We start from the raw sequence: 17,464 nt of genomic DNA on the forward strand, positions 1-17,464 counted from the left end.
TGTGAATATCAACCTTGTGAATATCAACGAGGCAATCCGCGAGGCCACCGCGCAGCTCCACGCCGCGGGGATCGATTCTGCCGTGGTCGACGCGCGCCTGTTGATGCGCTATCTGCTGGCCGAGCCCGCTACGGACAATAGCCCCCGCACCGCAGTGGATCCGGGCACCCTCTTCCTCCGCTCCGATGAACCAGCACCCGCCGCCTATGCGGGGTGGGTTGCTCGTCGCGCCTCCCGTGAGCCCTTGCAACACATCGTCGGCTCCGCTCCCTTTTGCGGGGTGGATCTTTTTGCCGAGCCGGGCTGCTTTATACCCCGCCCCGAAACCGAGCTGCTAGCCGAATGGGCCGCGCGCTCCCTTGCGAACCACCCCGCGCCGCGCGTGGTTGATCTTTGCTGCGGGCCTGGCACGCTGGGGCTTGGGGCTTCTTTTCTTTATGACGCCCCCATCTCCCTTTTGGGCGTAGATATCTCGGATCGCGCTCTGCGCTTGGCTGAAAAGAATGCACGGTTGATCCCGCAGGTAAACGCTACTTTTGTTAAAGCAGATCTGGCAGCCGACGATCCCGAGGCGTTTGCAAAAGCCTGTGAGCTCGGGTGGGGTGCCAACGCACCTGCCGATGTTGTGGTGTGCAATCCGCCCTATGTGCCGGAATCTACACACGTCACTCCAGAAGTCGCTGCCGATCCGCACGCAGCCGTGTTCTCCGGACCAGACGGGCTGGACCTCATGCCCCGGGTGCTGTTGTGGGCTGAGGCGCTGGGACGGCGAGGTGGGGGCGTCGGCATCGAACACGATGACTCCAACGGCGAACAAGTAGCAGAGATGATGCAGCGCCGTGGGTGGCAAGAAGTTACTCAACACCGCGACTTGGCAGGTCGGCCACGCTTCGTAACCGCCCTGCTGCCGCAATAGTTCGGACGATGGGGCTAAGGTAGAGCACGTAATTCATAAGCAAGAAAGGGCTGCAATGTCGAGAACCGTAGACGCAACCGATCCGCAGAACCGAGAGGCCGCGATCGAAACCGCGGCGAATGCGGTCAAGGGTGGGCGGCTGGTCGTATTGCCGACCGACACTGTGTACGGAATTGGCTGCGACGCTTTCGACAACGAGGCTGTATCCGCACTCCTGCGAGCCAAAGGACGCGGCCCCGACATGCCAGTTCCCGTGCTGGTGCCCAGCTGGACCACCATCGAGGGGCTCGTGCGCGAATACACCTATAACATGCGCAAGCTCGTGGAGGCCTTCTGGCCGGGCGGGCTATCCATGGTTGTGCACCAGGCTCCGAGCCTCCCGTGGAACCTGGGCGACACACGCGGCACAGTCATGTTGCGCATGCCCAACCAGCCGATCGCACTTGAACTATTGGAGCGAACTGGCCCCATGGCCGTCTCCAGTGCCAATATTTCGGGTCAGCCGCCGGCTACGAATGTGCAGATGGCGGAAGATCAGCTGGGTGCGGACGTGACCACCTACATCGACGGTGGGGAAGCGCACCACGGTGTGGCATCCACTATTGTGGATCTTTCCTCTGGCCGACCGCGTATTCTGCGCGAAGGAGCTGCCACCACCGAGCGCGTAGCAGAGGTGCTGGGGATGAGCAGTATGGAGCTGCGGGGAGAGATTTAATGCAATTGCTCGCCCAGCCGGCCATCGGCGCAGGAATTCCCCTGCGCGAGTTGGTGCTGGTGCTTCTCGTTGCCTGCACAGTTACTTACTTAGTAACCGGTGCAGTGCGGTCGTTGATCTTGCGATATGGACGCATGGCCGCCCCGCGCCAGCGTGATGTGCACACAGTCCCCATGCCCCGGTTAGGTGGTGTGGCGATGTTTACGGGCCTGGTTGTGGCAGTGATTGTGGCCAATCAGCTACCTGCGTTGACGCGCGGATTTCCACCCGTGACACCCGATATGACGGCGGTGTTGATAGCCGCATTTGTGATCGTTGTGGTTGGTGTGGTCGATGACCTCTATGACATCTCTTGGGTCTTGAAGCTGGGCGGACAAATCGTGGGTGCCGTGGTGATGAGCTTGATGGGGCTCAGTTGGTACCTGTTCTACGTGCCCTTTGGCGACGGCACCACACTGATTCTGGATCAAGTGCAGTCTACGATTCTGACGGCACTGTTGACCGTGACAATTGTGAACGCAATGAACTTCGTCGATGGGCTGGACGGATTAGCCGCCGGACTGGGAGCAATTGCAGCGGGAACTATTCTGATTTACTCGTTGACCATTCTGCATGACCAGAGTGGCACAGTGGCGGCATACCCACCGGCGATTATTTCTGCGGCGTTAGTCGGTATCTGCATGGGCTTTTTGCCACACAATTTCTCACCAGCTCGCATTTTTATGGGAGATAGCGGGGCAATGTTGATTGGTTTGTTGCTGTCCGCGGCCTGCACTTCCGCATCTGGGCGGATCAACGCTGCGCTCTATGGACCCGCGGATATGATGGCGCTACTGTCGCCCATGATTGTGGTGCTGGCAGCACTATCCATTCCATTGCTGGACTTGGTAATGGCGGTGGTGCGCCGCGTGTCGAAGGGCAAGAGTCCTTTCTCCCCGGACAAGAAGCACCTACACCATCGACTTCTTAGTATTGGCCACACTCAAAAGCGTGTGGTGTTGGTTTTGTACACCTGGGTTGGGGTAGTGGCATTCGGTGCCGTGGGGTTGACCGTTCTACCTCTGCCTGTCATGGCGATTTCTTTTAGCATGCTGGTGATTATCGCCATTTCGGCAACGGTCGTTCCACTGCGGCGAGCAAATCGGAAGTCAAACACTGCTCAGGTAAGCTAATCGCCATGAGTGATGCGACTGAGAACACTGGGAACGCTGGGAACACTGGGGACGCTGGGCACAACGGTGCCAAAGAGCTACCCGAACTAAATGATGTATCCCAAGTGGAAGACCACGTCGCGCCGCTGAAAGCTGCGATGCGTGCTGGAGTGCTGGTTCTCCTGGCTCTGGGTGTGGTGTCCCTCCTGGTGTGGGGGCTGATTAGCGGTACAGCAGGCTTGTGGGGAGCCGGCATCGGTTGGTTGGTCGGCGGCGGGTTTATGCTGATGACCGTTGTAATTGTGTTGGTGAGTTCCAATACGTCGCCCTCTGCCACGATGGGGTTGATCTTGGGAAGCTGGTTGGTTAAGGCCGCGGCACTGCTGGGAATCCTGTTCTTCCTTAAAGACAAGACTTTCTACGACACGCCAGCACTGGCCGTGACCGTTATGCTCAGCATGATTGCCGTGCTAGTCATTGAGACGCTGGCAGTTACCCGCACTCAAAAGCTGTACATTAGCTAGGGAGTAGGGCGCTCAATGCGCCCCTTCAGCTAAAAAGCTGGAGAGGGGGAGTGTGGAGTAGGCCGCAAATGATTCTTGCTCCAAAAACGTTGAAAAGCACGACCAAGTGGGGGGACCCGCGCTGCGTTTCACTTAGCGATTCGCGAAGCAATACTGATATTGTCTTAGCGGGCCTTTTATTGGCACACGTATGTGTGAACAGTAGATACGGCACCGGCTGATTCTGTAGGGACGTGCGACGGAGTCCCTTAATTATCGGCCTAACTCTTCGAAAAGAGACCTCCATCGCACCGCAGTGATTCCATGCAATCTTGCGGCCCAATCACGGGAGAGAACGCTGAGCGTAACAACCTTGGCCATGAAGGGCGAATTCCACCCGCCTTCATTGGAGCACGAATTCTTCCCGGGGCAAGTGGATAGCAACCACCTGTGGTTCAGTGAGTTTGCCGGTGGAGCGTTCGCGCTCGACCGCCTCATGGTCATCCGTATTGTGATGATTCTGCTGGTTTCTGCATTCTTCTTCTTTGCAATGCGGAAGCCGAAGCTGATTCCGAGTGGCGTTCAGAACGTTGCTGAGCTCTTCTTGGACTTCGTTCGAATTCACATCGCGGAGGATATCTTGGGCAAGAAGGAAGGGCGCCGGTTCCTGCCGATCATCGCCTCTATCTTCTTCACCGTTCTTGCCGTCAACATGTCGACGATCATCCCGTTCATGAATGTTTCAGCCAGCGCTCGCGTGGGTCTACCCCTGGTGCTGGCTGTTGTCGCATACATTGCCTTCATCTACGCGGGTGTGAAGCGCTACGGCTTCGGCAAGTACGTCAAGTCCTCGCTGATCATTCCTGGTTTGCCGACATGGCTCCACTTCATCGTGGCGCCGATTGAGGCATTCTCCACATTCGTCCTCCGTCCGGTAACGCTTACCATTCGTCTTATGGCGAATATGCTGGCTGGACACATCATCCTCGTCATGCTGTTCACTGCTACGAACTTCTTCTTCTGGCAGATGAGCGGCTGGAGCTTGGTTGCTGGCGGCACGATCCTCTTCGCGATCGCCTTCACCCTGTTCGAGCTCATGGTGATCTTCTTGCAGGCATACATCTTTGCCCTGCTGACCGCCGTGTATATCGAGCTGTCCCTCCATGCGGACGAGCACTAATTCGCCCCTTTTTAAGTACTAAAATGACCAGGCCGGACAACAAAAACAGAAAAGCTGCAACCGGCCGGTTCTCAGAAAGGTAATGGAAACCAAATGAACGACATCTTCCTCATCGCGCAGGACACCACCACCAAGTTCCAGGGCTTCGGCACCATCGGCTACGGCCTGGCTGCTATCGGCTCCGCTATCGGTGTGGGCAACGTTGCAGGTAAGACCGCAGAGGCTATGGCTCGCCAGCCTGAGATGGCCGGCCAGCTGCGCACCACCATGTTCCTGGGTATCGCTTTCGCCGAGGCACTGGCTCTGATCGGCTTCGTCGCCGGCTTCCTGTTCTAATTTCAGTGCGATTGGCCGCTCGTTAAGAGCACTTTCTAACCACCGCACCAGAATCGAAAGCTGGAGACTATGACGAACACCTTTTTGTTAGCAGCTGAGAAGCTGCCAATGGAGGAGTCGGTTAACCCGCTCATTCCTCCGCTGTACGACATCGTCTGGTCCATCATTCCTTTTGCAGTCATCCTGTTTGTCTTCTGGAAGTTCGTTCTTCCGAAGTTCCAGGAAGTGCTGAATCAGCGCGAGGATCAGATCGAGGGCGGCATTCGGCGTGCCGAGTCCGCTCAGGCAGAAGCTAAGGCTGCCTTGGAGAAGTACAACGCTCAGCTCGCTGAGGCACGCACTGAGGCTGCACAGATTCGTGATGACGCCCGTTCTCAGGGCCAGAAGATCATCGCGGACATGAAGGCTCAGGCAACCGAAGAGTCCAACCGTATCGTCGAGTCGGGCCACAAGCAGCTCGAAGCACAGCGTTCCGCCGTTGTTACCGACCTGCGCAAGGAGATGGGTGAGAACTCCATCAACTTGGCTGAGCGCCTGCTGGGCGAGCAGCTGTCGGACGACGTAAAGCGCTCGGGCACCATCGATAACTTCCTCGCCGGACTGGACAACGTCGGCGCATCCGGGAAGTGATCGGTATGCACGCAGCGAGCCGAGAGGCAATTGAGCGCCTCGAGAAGACCCTGGATCAGGGTCTGAACGAGACCTCCGACAAAGTGGGCACCGGTGTAACCACCGGCACCGAGCTGTTCGATGTTGTTGAACTGCTCGACAGTGACCGCGGCCTGCGTGTCGCGCTGATCGACCCGGCGAGGGATGCCAACACCCGCGTCGAGCTGGCCAAGCGCCTGCTCGGTGGAAAGGTATCCGCCTCGACGGAAGAAATCGTGTCTGCTGCTGTATCCCAGTCGTGGTCCAACACCCGTGACCTGCGCGACGGACTTGTGAAGCTGGGCCGCCTGGCCCTGCTGCGCGCCGCCGACGCCCAGGGACAACAGGATCGCGTTGAAGACGAACTGTTCCAGCTGGCTCGAATTATCGAGCGTGAGCCGGAGCTAGAGCTGAAGCTGGCCGACCGTGCTGCATCTTCGGATGCACGCCGAGATCTGCTGGCTAAGGTCCTGTACGGAAAGGTCACCTCCACGACGGAGGCTCTGGCACTGCAGGCGATCGGTCGCCTCCGCCAGCGCCCAGTCGAGGAGCTTGACTCGTTGACTGAGGAGGTAGCTGCTTTGGAAGGACGCACCGTTGCGCGTGTCCGCTCTGCAGCTGCCCTGGGTGAACAGCAGAAGTCGACTCTGTCGGACAAGCTGGAAAAGATTTACGGTCGCAAGATTGCGGTCCACTCCGAGGTTGATACCAGCCTCCTCGGCGGTGCCGTAATCCGCGTCGGTCACGAAGTTATCGACGGCAGCACTGCAGGACAGCTGCGGCGCCTGCGCCAGTCGATTGCTTAAGGGCGTCATAAAGAATCGCTCCTTAGAAGTAACCGACACCGACCCAAGCAAGAGAATTAATGCTGGAAGACGAAACCGAGAGCAGGAAGAACATGGCGGAGCTGACGATCTCCTCCGATGAGATCCGTAGCGCGATTGCGAACTACACCTCGAGCTACTCCCCGGAGGCCTCCCGTGAGGAGGTCGGCGTGGTCACGGCGGCTGCAGACGGTATTGCCCAGGTAAGCGGCATGCCTTCTGTGATGGCTAACGAGCTACTCGAGTTCCCAGGCGGCGTTATTGGCGTTGCACAGAACCTCGACACCGACACCGTCGGCGTCGTAATCCTGGGTAACTTCGAGTCCCTCAAGGAGGGCGACGAGGTCAAGAGGACCGGCGAGGTCCTGTCCATCCCGGTCGGGGAGAAGTTCCTCGGCCGCGTTATCAACCCACTGGGTCAGGCCATCGACGGCCTGGGCGACATTGAGTCCGAGGAAGAACGCGCCCTCGAACTCCAGGCGCCCTCCGTTCTGATGCGTCAGCCCGTCGAGGAGCCGATGCAGACCGGCATCAAGGCTATCGACGCAATGACCCCGATTGGCCGTGGTCAGCGCCAGCTGATCATTGGTGACCGCAAGACCGGTAAGACCTCGGTCTGCATCGATACCATCCTGAACCAGCGCGACAACTGGGCATCCGGCGACCCGAAGAAGCAGGTTCGCTGCATCTACGTTGCCATCGGTCAGAAGGGCTCTACGATCGCTTCGATCCGTAAGACCCTGGAAGACCACGGCGCGCTGGAGTACACCACCATCGTGGCAGCACCGGCATCCGACTCCGCCGGCTTTAAGTGGCTGGCACCGTTCACCGGTGCAGCTCTGGGCCAGCACTGGATGTACCAGGGCAAGCACGTCCTGGTTATCTACGATGATCTGACCAAGCAGGCTGAGGCCTACCGTGCGATCTCCCTGCTGCTGCGTCGCCCGCCGGGCCGCGAGGCATACCCCGGTGACGTTTTCTACCTGCACTCCCGTCTGCTGGAGCGTGCAGCGAAGCTCAACGACGAGCTGGGCGGCGGTTCGCTGACGGCACTGCCGATCATTGAGACGAAGGCAAACGACGTATCTGCCTTCATTCCGACCAACGTCATTTCCATTACCGACGGTCAGGTCTTCCTGGAGTCCGATCTGTTCAACCAGGGTGTCCGACCGGCTATTAACGTTGGTGTGTCCGTCTCCCGTGTGGGTGGTGCCGCACAAACCAAGGGCATGAAGAAGGTGTCCGGTTCCCTGCGTCTGGATCTGGCCGCTTACCGCGACCTGGAGGCCTTCGCAGCCTTCGCATCCGACCTGGACCCTGCTTCCAAGGCACAGCTGGAGCGCGGTAAGCGCCTGGTTGAGCTGCTGAAGCAGAAGGAGACCCAGCCGCAGTCCGTCGAGGATCAGATGGTTTCCATCTACCTGGCTGGCGAGGGCGAGTTCGACGACGTTCCGGTTGAGGACGTCCGCCGCTTCGAGTCCGAGCTGCTGGAGAACCTGCACGCTTCCCACGGTGGCGTGTTCGAGCAGATCAAGGGTGGCACCCCGTTCAACGACGAGTCGAAGGCCGAACTGGCCGGTGCCGTCCGTGACTTCAAGCAGGGCTTCCAGACCACCGATGGCACCCCCGTCATCAACGAGCCTGAGGCTCGCCCGCTCGGCGACGATGAGGTCTCGAAGTCTCAGATCACTGTCTCCCGCAAAGCAAAGTAACCGCGGAAGGTAAGTGAGCACAGTGACCACCAAGAACATTAATGAAACAGAAGGGAGGCGATAGTTATGGCTAGTCTTCGCGAGCTGAGGACACGCATCAAGTCCGTGAACTCAACGAAGAAGATCACGAAGGCCCAGGAGCTCATCGCCACCTCGAGGATCACCAAGGCTCAGGCGCGCGTTGAAGAGGCAGAGCCTTACGCGGAGGAAATCACCCGCGTCGTTCAGCGTCTGGCATCCGCAAGCTCCCTGGATCACAAGATCCTGCAGGAGCCTGTCGGGGCTTCCCGTGCCGCGATCCTCGTGGTTTCAAGTGACCGTGGCATGTGCGGTGGCTACAACAACAACGTCTTCAAGAAGACTGCAGAGTTGCGCAAGCGCCTGGAGAACGAAGGCAAGGACGTTGTTCTGTACGTCTCTGGTAACAAGGGCATCTCCTACTACAACTTCCGCGGTGAGGACATCGCAGGCGCCTGGTCGGGTTACTCCCAGGATCCCGACTACGCAGCCACCCACGATGTTCGTCGCCACCTGATTGATGGCTTCGTCGCCGGTTCCGAGGGAACCGCTAAGTGGCGTGAGGGCCTCAATGTGGAAGAAGGACAGGGCATTCAGGGATTCGACGAGGTGCACATTGTGTACACCCGTTTCGTTTCCATGCTGAGCCAGACCCCAGAGGCACACCGACTGTTGCCGATCGAGACTGTGGTTGAGGAAGAAAAGCTGGAACTCGGCGAGGACTTGGTCTCCGACAAGGCCGACCATGTCGCTGCCGACTACGACTTTGAACCCGACCCAGACACCCTGTTGAAGGCTTTGCTGCCGCAGTATGTCTCCCGAGGCATCTTCGCAGCAATGCTGGAGTCTGCGGCGTCGGAATCCGCAGCGCGTCGTACCGCGATGAGCGCCGCAACCGACAACGCGACCGACCTGGTCAAGCAGCTCTCGCGAGTGGCTAACCAGGCTCGTCAGGCCCAGATTACCCAGGAAATTACAGAGATCGTCGGTGGCGCATCCGCGCTCGCCGATAGCGGAGAAAGTGATTAAGTATGACTACAGCAAACAAGATTCAGCAGCCCGCTGAATCGGCTGTTGCGGGCCGCGTCGTGCGAGTTATCGGCCCGGTCGTCGACGTGGAGTTTCCGCGTGGCCAGCAGCCAGCACTGTTCAACGCCCTGACCGTCGAGGTTGACCTCGAGGCAGTGGCAAAGACCATCACCCTGGAGGTCGCACAGCACCTCGGGGACAACCTCGTTCGCGCCGTGTCCATGGCTCCGACCGACGGTCTGATCCGTGGCGCCGCGGTTACCGACACCGGTAAGCCGATTTCCGTGCCCGTCGGTGACGTCGTCAAGGGCCACGTCTTCAACGCGCTGGGCGACTGCCTGGACGAGCCAGGTCTGGGCCGCGACGGCGAGCAGTGGGGCATCCACCGCGAGCCGCCGGCATTCGACCAGCTCGAGGGCAAGACCGAGATCCTGGAGACCGGTATTAAGGTCATCGACCTGCTGACCCCGTACGTCAAGGGCGGCAAGATCGGCCTATTCGGTGGTGCAGGTGTGGGTAAGACGGTGCTCATCCAGGAGATGATTACCCGTATTGCTCGCGAGTTCTCCGGTACCTCCGTGTTCGCAGGTGTTGGTGAGCGTACCCGTGAGGGCACCGACCTCTTCCTGGAAATGGAAGAGATGGGCGTGCTGCAGGATACCGCGCTTGTGTTCGGCCAGATGGACGAGCCGCCGGGAGTCCGTATGCGCGTGGCTCTGTCCGGTCTGACCATGGCGGAGTACTTCCGCGATGTACAGAACCAGGACGTGCTGCTGTTCATCGACAACATCTTCCGTTTCACCCAGGCCGGCTCTGAGGTATCGACCCTGCTGGGTCGTATGCCTTCCGCCGTGGGCTACCAGCCCACCCTGGCTGACGAGATGGGTGTGCTGCAGGAGCGTATTACCTCGACCAAGGGTCGTTCCATTACCTCCCTGCAGGCCGTGTACGTGCCGGCCGATGACTACACCGACCCGGCACCGGCTACGACCTTCGCCCACCTGGATGCGACCACCGAGCTGGATCGTTCCATCGCCTCGAAGGGTATTTACCCTGCTGTGAACCCGCTGACCTCTACCTCTCGTATCCTCGAGCCGGGTATCGTCGGCGAGCGTCACTACGAGGTTGCTCAGCGCGTGATCCACATCCTGCAGAAGAACAAGGAACTGCAGGACATCATCGCCATCCTGGGTATGGACGAGCTCTCGGAAGAGGACAAGATCACCGTTCAGCGCGCACGTCGCCTGGAGCGCTTCCTGGGCCAGAACTTCTTCGTTGCGGAGAAGTTCACCGGCCTGCCGGGCTCCTACGTGCCACTGAAGGACACGATCGATGCCTTCGAGCGCATCTGCGATGGCGAGTTCGACGCTTACCCGGAGCAGGCCTTCAACGGTCTGGGTGGTCTCGACGATGTCGAGGCTGCTTACAAGAAGATGACCGAAAAGTAAGGGGTTAAGCACATGGCTGAGATTGCCGCACAACTGGTTTCCGTGGAACGTCCGCTGTGGGTTGGTACCGCAACGTCCGTTACCGCGCAGACCACTGAGGGCGAGATCGGCGTGCTCCCTGGTCACGAGCCTCTGCTCGGCCAGCTGGTCGAGAACGGCGTCGTCACCATTCGGACTAACACCGGTGAGAAGCTGGTCGCTGCGGTGCAGGGCGGTTTCCTGTCCGTATCTTCCGAGAAGATCACCATTCTGGCGGATTCTGCGACGTGGGCCAACGAGGTCAACGTTGCGGACGCCGAGGCTCGCGCACAGTCCGCTGAGACTGAGCACGAGAAGGCCGTTGCCGAGTCCGAGCTGCGCGCTGCGAAGCGTATGACCGCTAACTAGTTTTAGCCCATACGTCCCTTTTTAAGCGGGCTCCACTCTATTTCTTAGGGTGGAGCCCGCTTTGCTTTTCGAAACTTCCTTCAGGGCTGTAAGTTAAATATATGGCGTGGTTGTGGTACTTAATCCTGGCGTTGGTGGCGCTCGTCATCGTTGCTATCGTGTGGCGATTTTTCGCTTTACGTTCCCAGGGCTATCCCGTGGTTTTGCGGCGCCTGCCTAACTCCGATGGCAGGCACTGGCGCCACGGGATTTTGAAGTATTCTGGCCTTTCCGCCCAATTCTATAAACTGCGCAGCCTCCGCCCTGCCTCCGATGTTGTGCTAACGCGCCTGGGCACTCATATCGTTTCTCGCCGCGAGATAACGCAGCGCGAGTCGGCTTTCCTGGAGGATCACGTTCATATTGTAGAGGTCTCTCACCGGGGCAGGCATTGGGAAATTGCCTTGGACAGTTCGGGTGATACCGCGCTCGTAGCATGGCTGGAGTCGGCTCCGTCGGAGCGCCGTATACCCCGCCATTAGTAGAGCACTTCCGCGCCTTACTGGTTGGCCCGCGCGACCGTAGCGTAGGCTGAACAACCATGCGCTTAGTCATTGCCCGCTGCTGTGTCGATTATGTCGGCCGTCTTGAGGCCCATCTGCCACCCGCTGATCGCTTGATCCTGGTCAAAGCCGATGGTTCGGTTTCCATCCACGCGGACGATCGAGCTTACAAGCCCCTCAACTGGATGATGCCGCCCTGCACCTTGGAGGCCGTCGATGCTTCTTCTTTCGAGGGTGGTGACGCCCCCACCGAATATTCGGAACTAGACAATGAGGGGGTCGAACAGTTGTGGATCGTAGCGAATCCAAAGGGAGAGCAGCTGCGAATCCAGATCTTCGAAATCTATTCAGATACCGAGCATGATCTGGGGGAGGATCCTGGCCTGGTAAAGGACGGTGTGGAAGCCCACCTGCAGGAATTGTTGGCCGAGCAGATCGAGATTCTGGGGGAGGGGTACACACTAGTGCGCCGCGAATATCCAACTGCCATCGGCCCGGTAGACATTCTGTCCAAGGACTCCACCGGGGCGACAGTCGCGGTGGAGATTAAACGCCGCGGCGGCATCGACGGCGTGGAGCAGCTGACGCGCTATGTGGAGCTACTGAACCGCGATGAGCTGCTTGCGCCGGTGTCAGGCGTGTTAGCAGCGCAGGAGATCAAACCACAGGCGCGCACTCTGGCAGAGGATCGGGGATTCCGGTGCGTTACGCTGGACTACGAAGCAATGCGAGGAACCGATTCCTCGGAGTTCAGGCTCTTCTAAAACATTAAGAAGCTAGCAGAAGCCGAAGAAAGGATCTTTCTAAGGTGACGAATCCTTCCAATACTCCTCCGTCTCGGTTCGTTGCGGGTGCGGTGGATCTCGGTGCGGTGAAGCAGCAGGCGGAGCAACGCGCGCAAGCCCAAGCGGCACAGGCTCAACGCGCTCAGGCTGGGCAGGGAGCACCGGGCACCCAGGGAGCTGCAGCCGGTGCAGCCGGTGGTGCTGCCACCTTCGTATCTACGATTACTCCAGAAAATTTCGAGCTTGACCTGGTCGTGCGTTCGACTCAGGTGCCGGTGATCGCGCTGCTGGGCTCCGCTCGCTCGGAGGCCTCGGAGCAGATGCGCCAGGATTTCACCCAGATGGTGGAATCTCAGCAGGCACCAACAAAGTGGCTTTTCCGCTACGTGGATGTGGATGCCACCCCGGAAGTCGCGCAGGCCTTTGGCGTGCAGGCGATCCCCACTGTGATCGCTTTGGCAGCAGGTCGCCCTTTGACCAACTTTGAAGGCGGTCAGCCGGCAGCTCAGCTCAAGGGCTGGGTCGATGCTGTTGTACAGGCAGTGGACGGCAAACTCCGCGGGCTGGCCGCGGAGGAGGATCCAGCTCATGGCGCTGCCGGTGCAGAGGGCGCAGATGGTGTTGGCGGCGCAGGAGACACCGATCCTAACGCCGGCGACCCGCGACTTCAGGCTGCCGCCGAGAAGCTGGAACAGGAAGACTACGCGGGTGCTGTGGCGGAGTATGACGCGATTCTTGCGGCGCCAGGACAGGCCGATGAGGAGACTGTGGCAGAAGCTCGGGCGGCACGCGCGAATGCGCTGCTTATGCAACGCCTTGCCGACGGGGGAGACGAGTTTGCGGAATCTGACCGCTTATTGCTGGCCGGCGATAAGCCCCGGGCTTTCGATCTGCTGATCGAACAGCTGCGACCTTCTGCCGAGGGAAGCGAGGAAAACAAAAAGCAGGCGAAGACCCGCCTGCTTGAGCTGTTCAGCTTATTCGACCCGGCAGACCCCGAGGTTATTGCAGGCCGCACTCGCATGGCCTCGGCACTGTTCTAAGCGCTTTCGCCTCTTTGACCCCGCTGGAGCCATACGACCCCGGCGGGATCTATCCCTCCAGGACGAACCAGCGCGCGCTGTGCGCCGGGATCTGCAGTACGGCAGAGGCATCCATGCCGTGCGAACCGGTTGGCTCGGTGTGCAGATCACCACTGACACGCCCAGCACCCTCGTACTGCACGTCGTCGGTATTGAGCACCTCGCGCCATGTTCCGGCCTGCGGCAGGCCGATGCGGTAGTCCTCCTGCGTGATGCCCGAGAAGTTAATCACACACGCCAGCTCACGCCCGTGGTGGCGTCGAATAAAAGAGAGAACATTGTTCGACGAGTCATCGTTGGCGATCCATTGGAAGCCCTCGGGGGAGTGATCCTGGCCGAGTGCAGGCTCGGAGTGATAAAGCTCGTTGAGCTGGCTGGTCAGGGCGCTAATGCCACGGTGGAACTCGCCCTCCCATCCCTCTAGGTTCTGCCAATCGAGACCGCGGGATTCGTTCCACTCCTCGGTCTGGCCCCATTCCTGACCCTGGAACAATAGCTTCTTGCCGGGGTGAGCCCACATAAAGGCCAGGTAACTCCGCACCATTGCGGCCCTGTCCCACGCAGAACCTGCAGGCATTCGCGACCACAGCGTGCCCTTGCCGTGCACAACCTCATCGTGGCTGATCGGCAACACGTACTTCTCGGAGTACGCATAAACCATGGAGAACGTGATCTCGTTGTGGTGGTAGCTGCGGTAGGCCGGATCTCGCTGGATGTATTCGAGGCTGTCGTGCATCCAACCCATGTTCCATTTCAGGCTAAAGCCCAGCCCGCCCTCGCTGGTGGGGGCGGTCACGCCCGGCCAGGAGGTCGACTCTTCTGCAATGGTCAGCGAGCCCGGGCATTCGCGGTGCACGGTGGCATTCATTTCCTGCAGGAACCGGACGGCATCCAGGTTCTCCCGCCCGCCGTGCTCGTTGGGTAGCCAGTCATCGCGGGAGTAGTCCAGGTAGAGCATGGAAGCCACAGCATCCACGCGCAGACCGTCGATGTGGAATTCCTTGCACCAATACAGTGCATTGGCTACGAGGAAGTTGCGGACTTCGTTGCGTCCAAAGTCGAAAACGTACGTTCCCCAGTCCGGCTGCTCTCCACGGCGGGGATCCGGGTGCTCGTAGCAGGCCTCACCGTCGAAGCGCCCCAGAGCCCAACCGTCCTTGGGGAAGTGCCCGGGAACCCAGTCCATGATGACGCCGATGCCCGCGCGGTGAAGGGAATCGATCAGCAGGCGCAGATCGTCCGGAGTTCCATAGCGGTTATTCGGCGCATAGTAGCTGGTGACCTGGTAACCCCACGAGGGCTCGAACGGGTGCTCGGAGACGCCCATGAGCTCCACGTGGGTGTAGCCCATCTTCTTGACATACTCCACGAGCTCCACGGCCAGCTGCTGGTAGCACAACCCCTTGCGCCAGCTACCGAGGTGCATCTCGTAGATACTCATCGTCTCGTCAACGCCTACGGCGGCGCGGTGAGCCAACCATTCGTCGTCGCTCCACTGGAACTCGCTATCCACGACAACAATCGAGGCGGTCGCAGGGGCAGGTTCCGCTAGGCGTGCCATGGGATCGGCCTTATCCAAACGCACGCCGTCGCCGGTGGTGATGGAGAACTTGTAGCGGGTGCCGGCCCCGATACCGGGGATCCACAGCTCCCAGATGCCACTGCTGCCCAGTGCACGCAAGGGGTGCTGGTTAGCATTCCAGCCGTTGAAATCGCCGATCACGGACACGCCTGCCGCATGCGGAGCCCATACGGAGAAGGCCACGCCACCGTCGACTATGTGCGCGCCGAGAACCTTCCACAGTTCCTCATGGCGGCCTTCGCCGATGAGGTAGCGATCCAAGTCGCCAACGGTTGGCAGATGGCTGTAGGGGTCTTCCAGGGTGGTGGTGCCCCCACCCATCCACGTGACCTCGAAGATGTAGGTGTCAACGAAATAGTCCACGGTTGCGGTGAATAGCGCCGGGTATTCGTCGGTTGGTGTCATCGGAAGGAGATCACCACCGTTGATACGGACGGCGACGGACTCCGCCCCGCACTGGACCGTGCGGATTGTGGTGGTGCCGTCGCCGTTATCGTGCGCCCCTAGGACGTCGTGAGGGGCGTGGTGCCTGCGTTCTGCGAGCCGGTGGTAATCGTGGTTCATACCCGCCAATTCTACCTGCGGGGATCGTATTCTTCCTGACCTCGCATGCAGACCCGCTCGCGCTCACCCTCACCAAGGGTGGGCAGTGTGAAGATGTGCGCAACCTGGAAATCTGGATCCAAGCGCACATAGTTGTTGGCGCCCCATGTGTAGGTCTGGTTCGTCGGCAGGTCAGTCACCTCGAAGTGTGCATCGTGCGGGGCGCCCAGGCCGAGCGCCTCGGTATCGAGGTTCACCGAACCCTCGACGATCTGACTCGGGTTCAGGTTCACCACGACCAGCACCGTATTGCCGGTTACCCCGTCGACCTTCGAATAAGCCAGAAGGTCGTCGCTGGTTGTCTCGTGGAGGCGCAGGGTGCGTTGCTGCTGTAGCGCCGGGTTTTCTCGACGCCACTTGTTCAGATCCCGGATCCATTCAGAGCAATTGTCCGCCGTGTAGTCGCGCGGGCGTAGCTCGTACTTCTCGGAATCTAGGTACTCCTCCGAACCGGCGTGCACCGGGGTGGATTCGTAGATCTCGAAGCCGGAGTACACACCCCACAGCGGAGACATCGTGGCAGCCAGCGCAGCGCGAATGGCGAACATGGCTTTGCCACCGGTCTGCAGGGACTCGTGCAGAATGTCCGGGGTATTGACGAAGAGATTCGGGCGGAAAACATCGGCGTAGTTCGCGATATCTCCCGCGAACTCCTCCAGTTCTGCCTTTGTGGTTTTCCACGTGAAGTAGCTGTAGGACTGAGTGAATCCAGCCTTCGCCAGGCCATAGAGGCGCGGCGGGCGGGTGAATGCCTCGGAGAGGAAGACTACATCCGGGTCGGTGGCGTGGATCTCCGAGATCAGCCACTCCCAGAAGTTCGCGGGTTTGGTGTGGGGGTTATCCACGCGGAAGATCCGCACGCCGCGGCCAATCCACAGGCGTACGACCCGCAGCACCTCGTGGTACAGGCCCTCCGGATCGTTGTCGAAGTTCAGCGGGTAGATGTCCTGGTACTTCTTCGGCGGGTTCTCGGCATAGGCGATGGTGCCATCTGGCAATACGGTGAACCACTCAGGATGCTGCTGCGCCCATGGATGGTCGGGGGCACATTGCAAAGCCAGATCCAGCGCGACCTTCAGGCCAAGGTCGCTGGCCGCGGCGACGAAAGCCTCAAAGTCCTCGACAGTGCCCAGGCGTGGGTGAACAGCCTCGTGGCCGCCGTCCTTAGAACCGATCGCCCACGGAGAGCCAACGTCCTCCGGGGTAGGGGTCAGCGTGTTGTTCTTGCCCTTTCGGTTGATTTCCCCGATCGGGTGGATCGGTGGCAGATAGACCACGTCGAATCCCATGTCCGCGATGCGAGGAAGATCCGCTGCGGCGGTGGCGAAGGTCCCGTGTACCGGGTTGCCCTCGGCATCCCAGCCGCCGGTGGAACGCGGGAACATCTCATACCAGGAACCCACACCAGCGGTCTTTTCCTCCACCAGTACGTGGAACTCCGGACCGCGCGTCAGCAGGTCGCGTAGTGGGCGCTTGTCCAGTGCCTCTTTGATCTCCGGAGAGAGCGCAGTGGCCAAGCGCTCGTCAATGCTCAGTGATTCATCGCGCAGCTGGCCAGGTACGGAGGAAACCAGCTCGCGGTGCTTGCGGGACGCCTTTTCCGATGCCCGCTCGAACAGCCGCGCGCCGATCTCGAAATCGTTGGCCAAGGCATGGGCATCCTGGCCTGCAGCTACCTTCTTGGTGATCGCGTTGAACCAGGTCGCGGCTGGATCCGACCAGGCGTCAACACGAAAGGTCCACATACCCGGCACATCCGGAACGAACACGGCGTGGCGACGGTCGACGTCCTCGGGGTCGGGAGTCATTGTGATCTTCGCACGCCCGCCCTCGGCGCCGGCAGGGCGGCGAACGACGAGCGTGGCGGAGATGGCGTCATGTCCCTCACGCCAGACGCTGGCGCTGACCGGGAACACCTGGCCGACAATGGCCTTGGCGGGGGTGGCTCCGTGGGAAATGACGGGGGAGATGCAGTCGATGCCGAGGCGGCCGGTCATGGTGGA

17 protein-coding genes are annotated in these 17,464 nt (G+C 60.0%); 15 read left to right on the plus strand and 2 right to left on the minus strand.

What is annotated here, in order from left to right:
* The first annotated feature begins 1 nt into the window (after nucleotide 1).
* The 15 genes from ACUY2T_RS02870 (at nucleotide 2) to ACUY2T_RS02940 (ending at nucleotide 13,237) form a co-directional block, all read left to right on the plus strand.
* Nucleotides 2–916 (plus strand): N5-glutamine methyltransferase family protein, encoded by a 915-nt coding sequence (locus ACUY2T_RS02870; protein ID WP_448307504.1) that lies wholly within the window; start codon nucleotides 2–4, stop codon nucleotides 914–916.
* 55 nt (nucleotides 917–971) lie between these two features.
* A complete protein-coding gene (locus tag ACUY2T_RS02875) occupies nucleotides 972–1,631 on the plus strand; it encodes an L-threonylcarbamoyladenylate synthase (RefSeq protein WP_293789771.1) in 660 nt (219 codons plus the stop codon).
* Entirely contained in the window at nucleotides 1,631–2,803 is a 1,173-nt protein-coding gene (locus ACUY2T_RS02880; RefSeq protein WP_448307505.1) for an MraY family glycosyltransferase, read from the plus strand. The genes ACUY2T_RS02875 and ACUY2T_RS02880 overlap by 1 nt, the downstream gene beginning before the upstream one ends.
* A gap of 5 nt (nucleotides 2,804–2,808) precedes the next feature.
* Nucleotides 2,809–3,306, plus strand: coding sequence for a hypothetical protein (locus ACUY2T_RS02885; RefSeq protein WP_448307506.1), 498 nt, complete (start codon nucleotides 2,809–2,811; stop codon nucleotides 3,304–3,306).
* A 358-nt stretch (nucleotides 3,307–3,664) separates the two neighbouring features.
* Nucleotides 3,665–4,465, plus strand: a complete 801-nt coding sequence (gene atpB, locus ACUY2T_RS02890) for a F0F1 ATP synthase subunit A (protein WP_293789779.1) — start codon at nucleotides 3,665–3,667, stop codon at nucleotides 4,463–4,465.
* Nucleotides 4,466–4,558: 93 nt separating this feature from the next.
* On the plus strand, nucleotides 4,559–4,801 hold the full coding sequence (locus ACUY2T_RS02895) for an ATP synthase F0 subunit C (RefSeq protein WP_005292984.1): 243 nt from the start codon (nucleotides 4,559–4,561) through the stop codon (nucleotides 4,799–4,801).
* Nucleotides 4,802–4,870: 69 nt separating this feature from the next.
* Complete coding sequence (locus tag ACUY2T_RS02900) at nucleotides 4,871–5,431, plus strand: F0F1 ATP synthase subunit B (protein WP_005292982.1); 561 nt, start codon at nucleotides 4,871–4,873, stop codon at nucleotides 5,429–5,431.
* Between the two features lie 5 nt (nucleotides 5,432–5,436).
* Nucleotides 5,437–6,255, plus strand: a complete 819-nt coding sequence (locus ACUY2T_RS02905; RefSeq protein WP_293789793.1) for a F0F1 ATP synthase subunit delta — start codon at nucleotides 5,437–5,439, stop codon at nucleotides 6,253–6,255.
* A 92-nt stretch (nucleotides 6,256–6,347) separates the two neighbouring features.
* Complete coding sequence (gene atpA / locus ACUY2T_RS02910; protein ID WP_434819986.1) at nucleotides 6,348–7,985, plus strand: F0F1 ATP synthase subunit alpha; 1,638 nt, start codon at nucleotides 6,348–6,350, stop codon at nucleotides 7,983–7,985.
* Nucleotides 7,986–8,051: 66 nt separating this feature from the next.
* Nucleotides 8,052–9,032, plus strand: coding sequence for a F0F1 ATP synthase subunit gamma (locus tag ACUY2T_RS02915; RefSeq protein ID WP_434819959.1), 981 nt, complete (start codon nucleotides 8,052–8,054; stop codon nucleotides 9,030–9,032).
* 2 nt (nucleotides 9,033–9,034) lie between these two features.
* Nucleotides 9,035–10,480: a F0F1 ATP synthase subunit beta gene (gene atpD, locus ACUY2T_RS02920; protein ID WP_293789799.1), complete on the plus strand. Its 1,446-nt coding sequence runs from the start codon at nucleotides 9,035–9,037 to the stop codon at nucleotides 10,478–10,480.
* A gap of 12 nt (nucleotides 10,481–10,492) precedes the next feature.
* Entirely contained in the window at nucleotides 10,493–10,867 is a 375-nt protein-coding gene (locus ACUY2T_RS02925; RefSeq protein ID WP_293789802.1) for a F0F1 ATP synthase subunit epsilon, read from the plus strand.
* A gap of 101 nt (nucleotides 10,868–10,968) precedes the next feature.
* Nucleotides 10,969–11,388: a DUF2550 domain-containing protein gene (locus ACUY2T_RS02930; protein ID WP_293789804.1), complete on the plus strand. Its 420-nt coding sequence runs from the start codon at nucleotides 10,969–10,971 to the stop codon at nucleotides 11,386–11,388.
* A gap of 59 nt (nucleotides 11,389–11,447) precedes the next feature.
* Entirely contained in the window at nucleotides 11,448–12,173 is a 726-nt protein-coding gene (nucS, locus tag ACUY2T_RS02935; protein WP_448307507.1) for an endonuclease NucS, read from the plus strand.
* 44 nt (nucleotides 12,174–12,217) lie between these two features.
* Nucleotides 12,218–13,237 carry a tetratricopeptide repeat protein gene (locus tag ACUY2T_RS02940; protein WP_448307508.1) on the plus strand — a complete coding sequence of 340 codons (1,020 nt, stop codon included), beginning with the start codon at nucleotides 12,218–12,220 and terminating at the stop codon, nucleotides 13,235–13,237.
* Between the two features lie 49 nt (nucleotides 13,238–13,286).
* On the opposite strand, the gene glgB is transcribed toward ACUY2T_RS02940, so the two are convergent.
* Both glgB and ACUY2T_RS02950 read right to left on the minus strand, forming a co-directional pair.
* On the minus strand, nucleotides 13,287–15,422 hold the full coding sequence (glgB, locus tag ACUY2T_RS02945) for a 1,4-alpha-glucan branching protein GlgB (protein WP_448307509.1): 2,136 nt from the start codon (nucleotides 15,420–15,422) through the stop codon (nucleotides 13,287–13,289).
* Between the two features lie 11 nt (nucleotides 15,423–15,433).
* Nucleotides 15,434–17,458, minus strand: a complete 2,025-nt coding sequence (locus ACUY2T_RS02950; RefSeq protein ID WP_448307510.1) for an alpha-1,4-glucan--maltose-1-phosphate maltosyltransferase — start codon at nucleotides 17,456–17,458, stop codon at nucleotides 15,434–15,436.
* Between the last annotated feature and the right edge of the window lie 6 nt (nucleotides 17,459–17,464).

This window comes from Corynebacterium sp. 22-2729, from assembly GCF_053479475.1.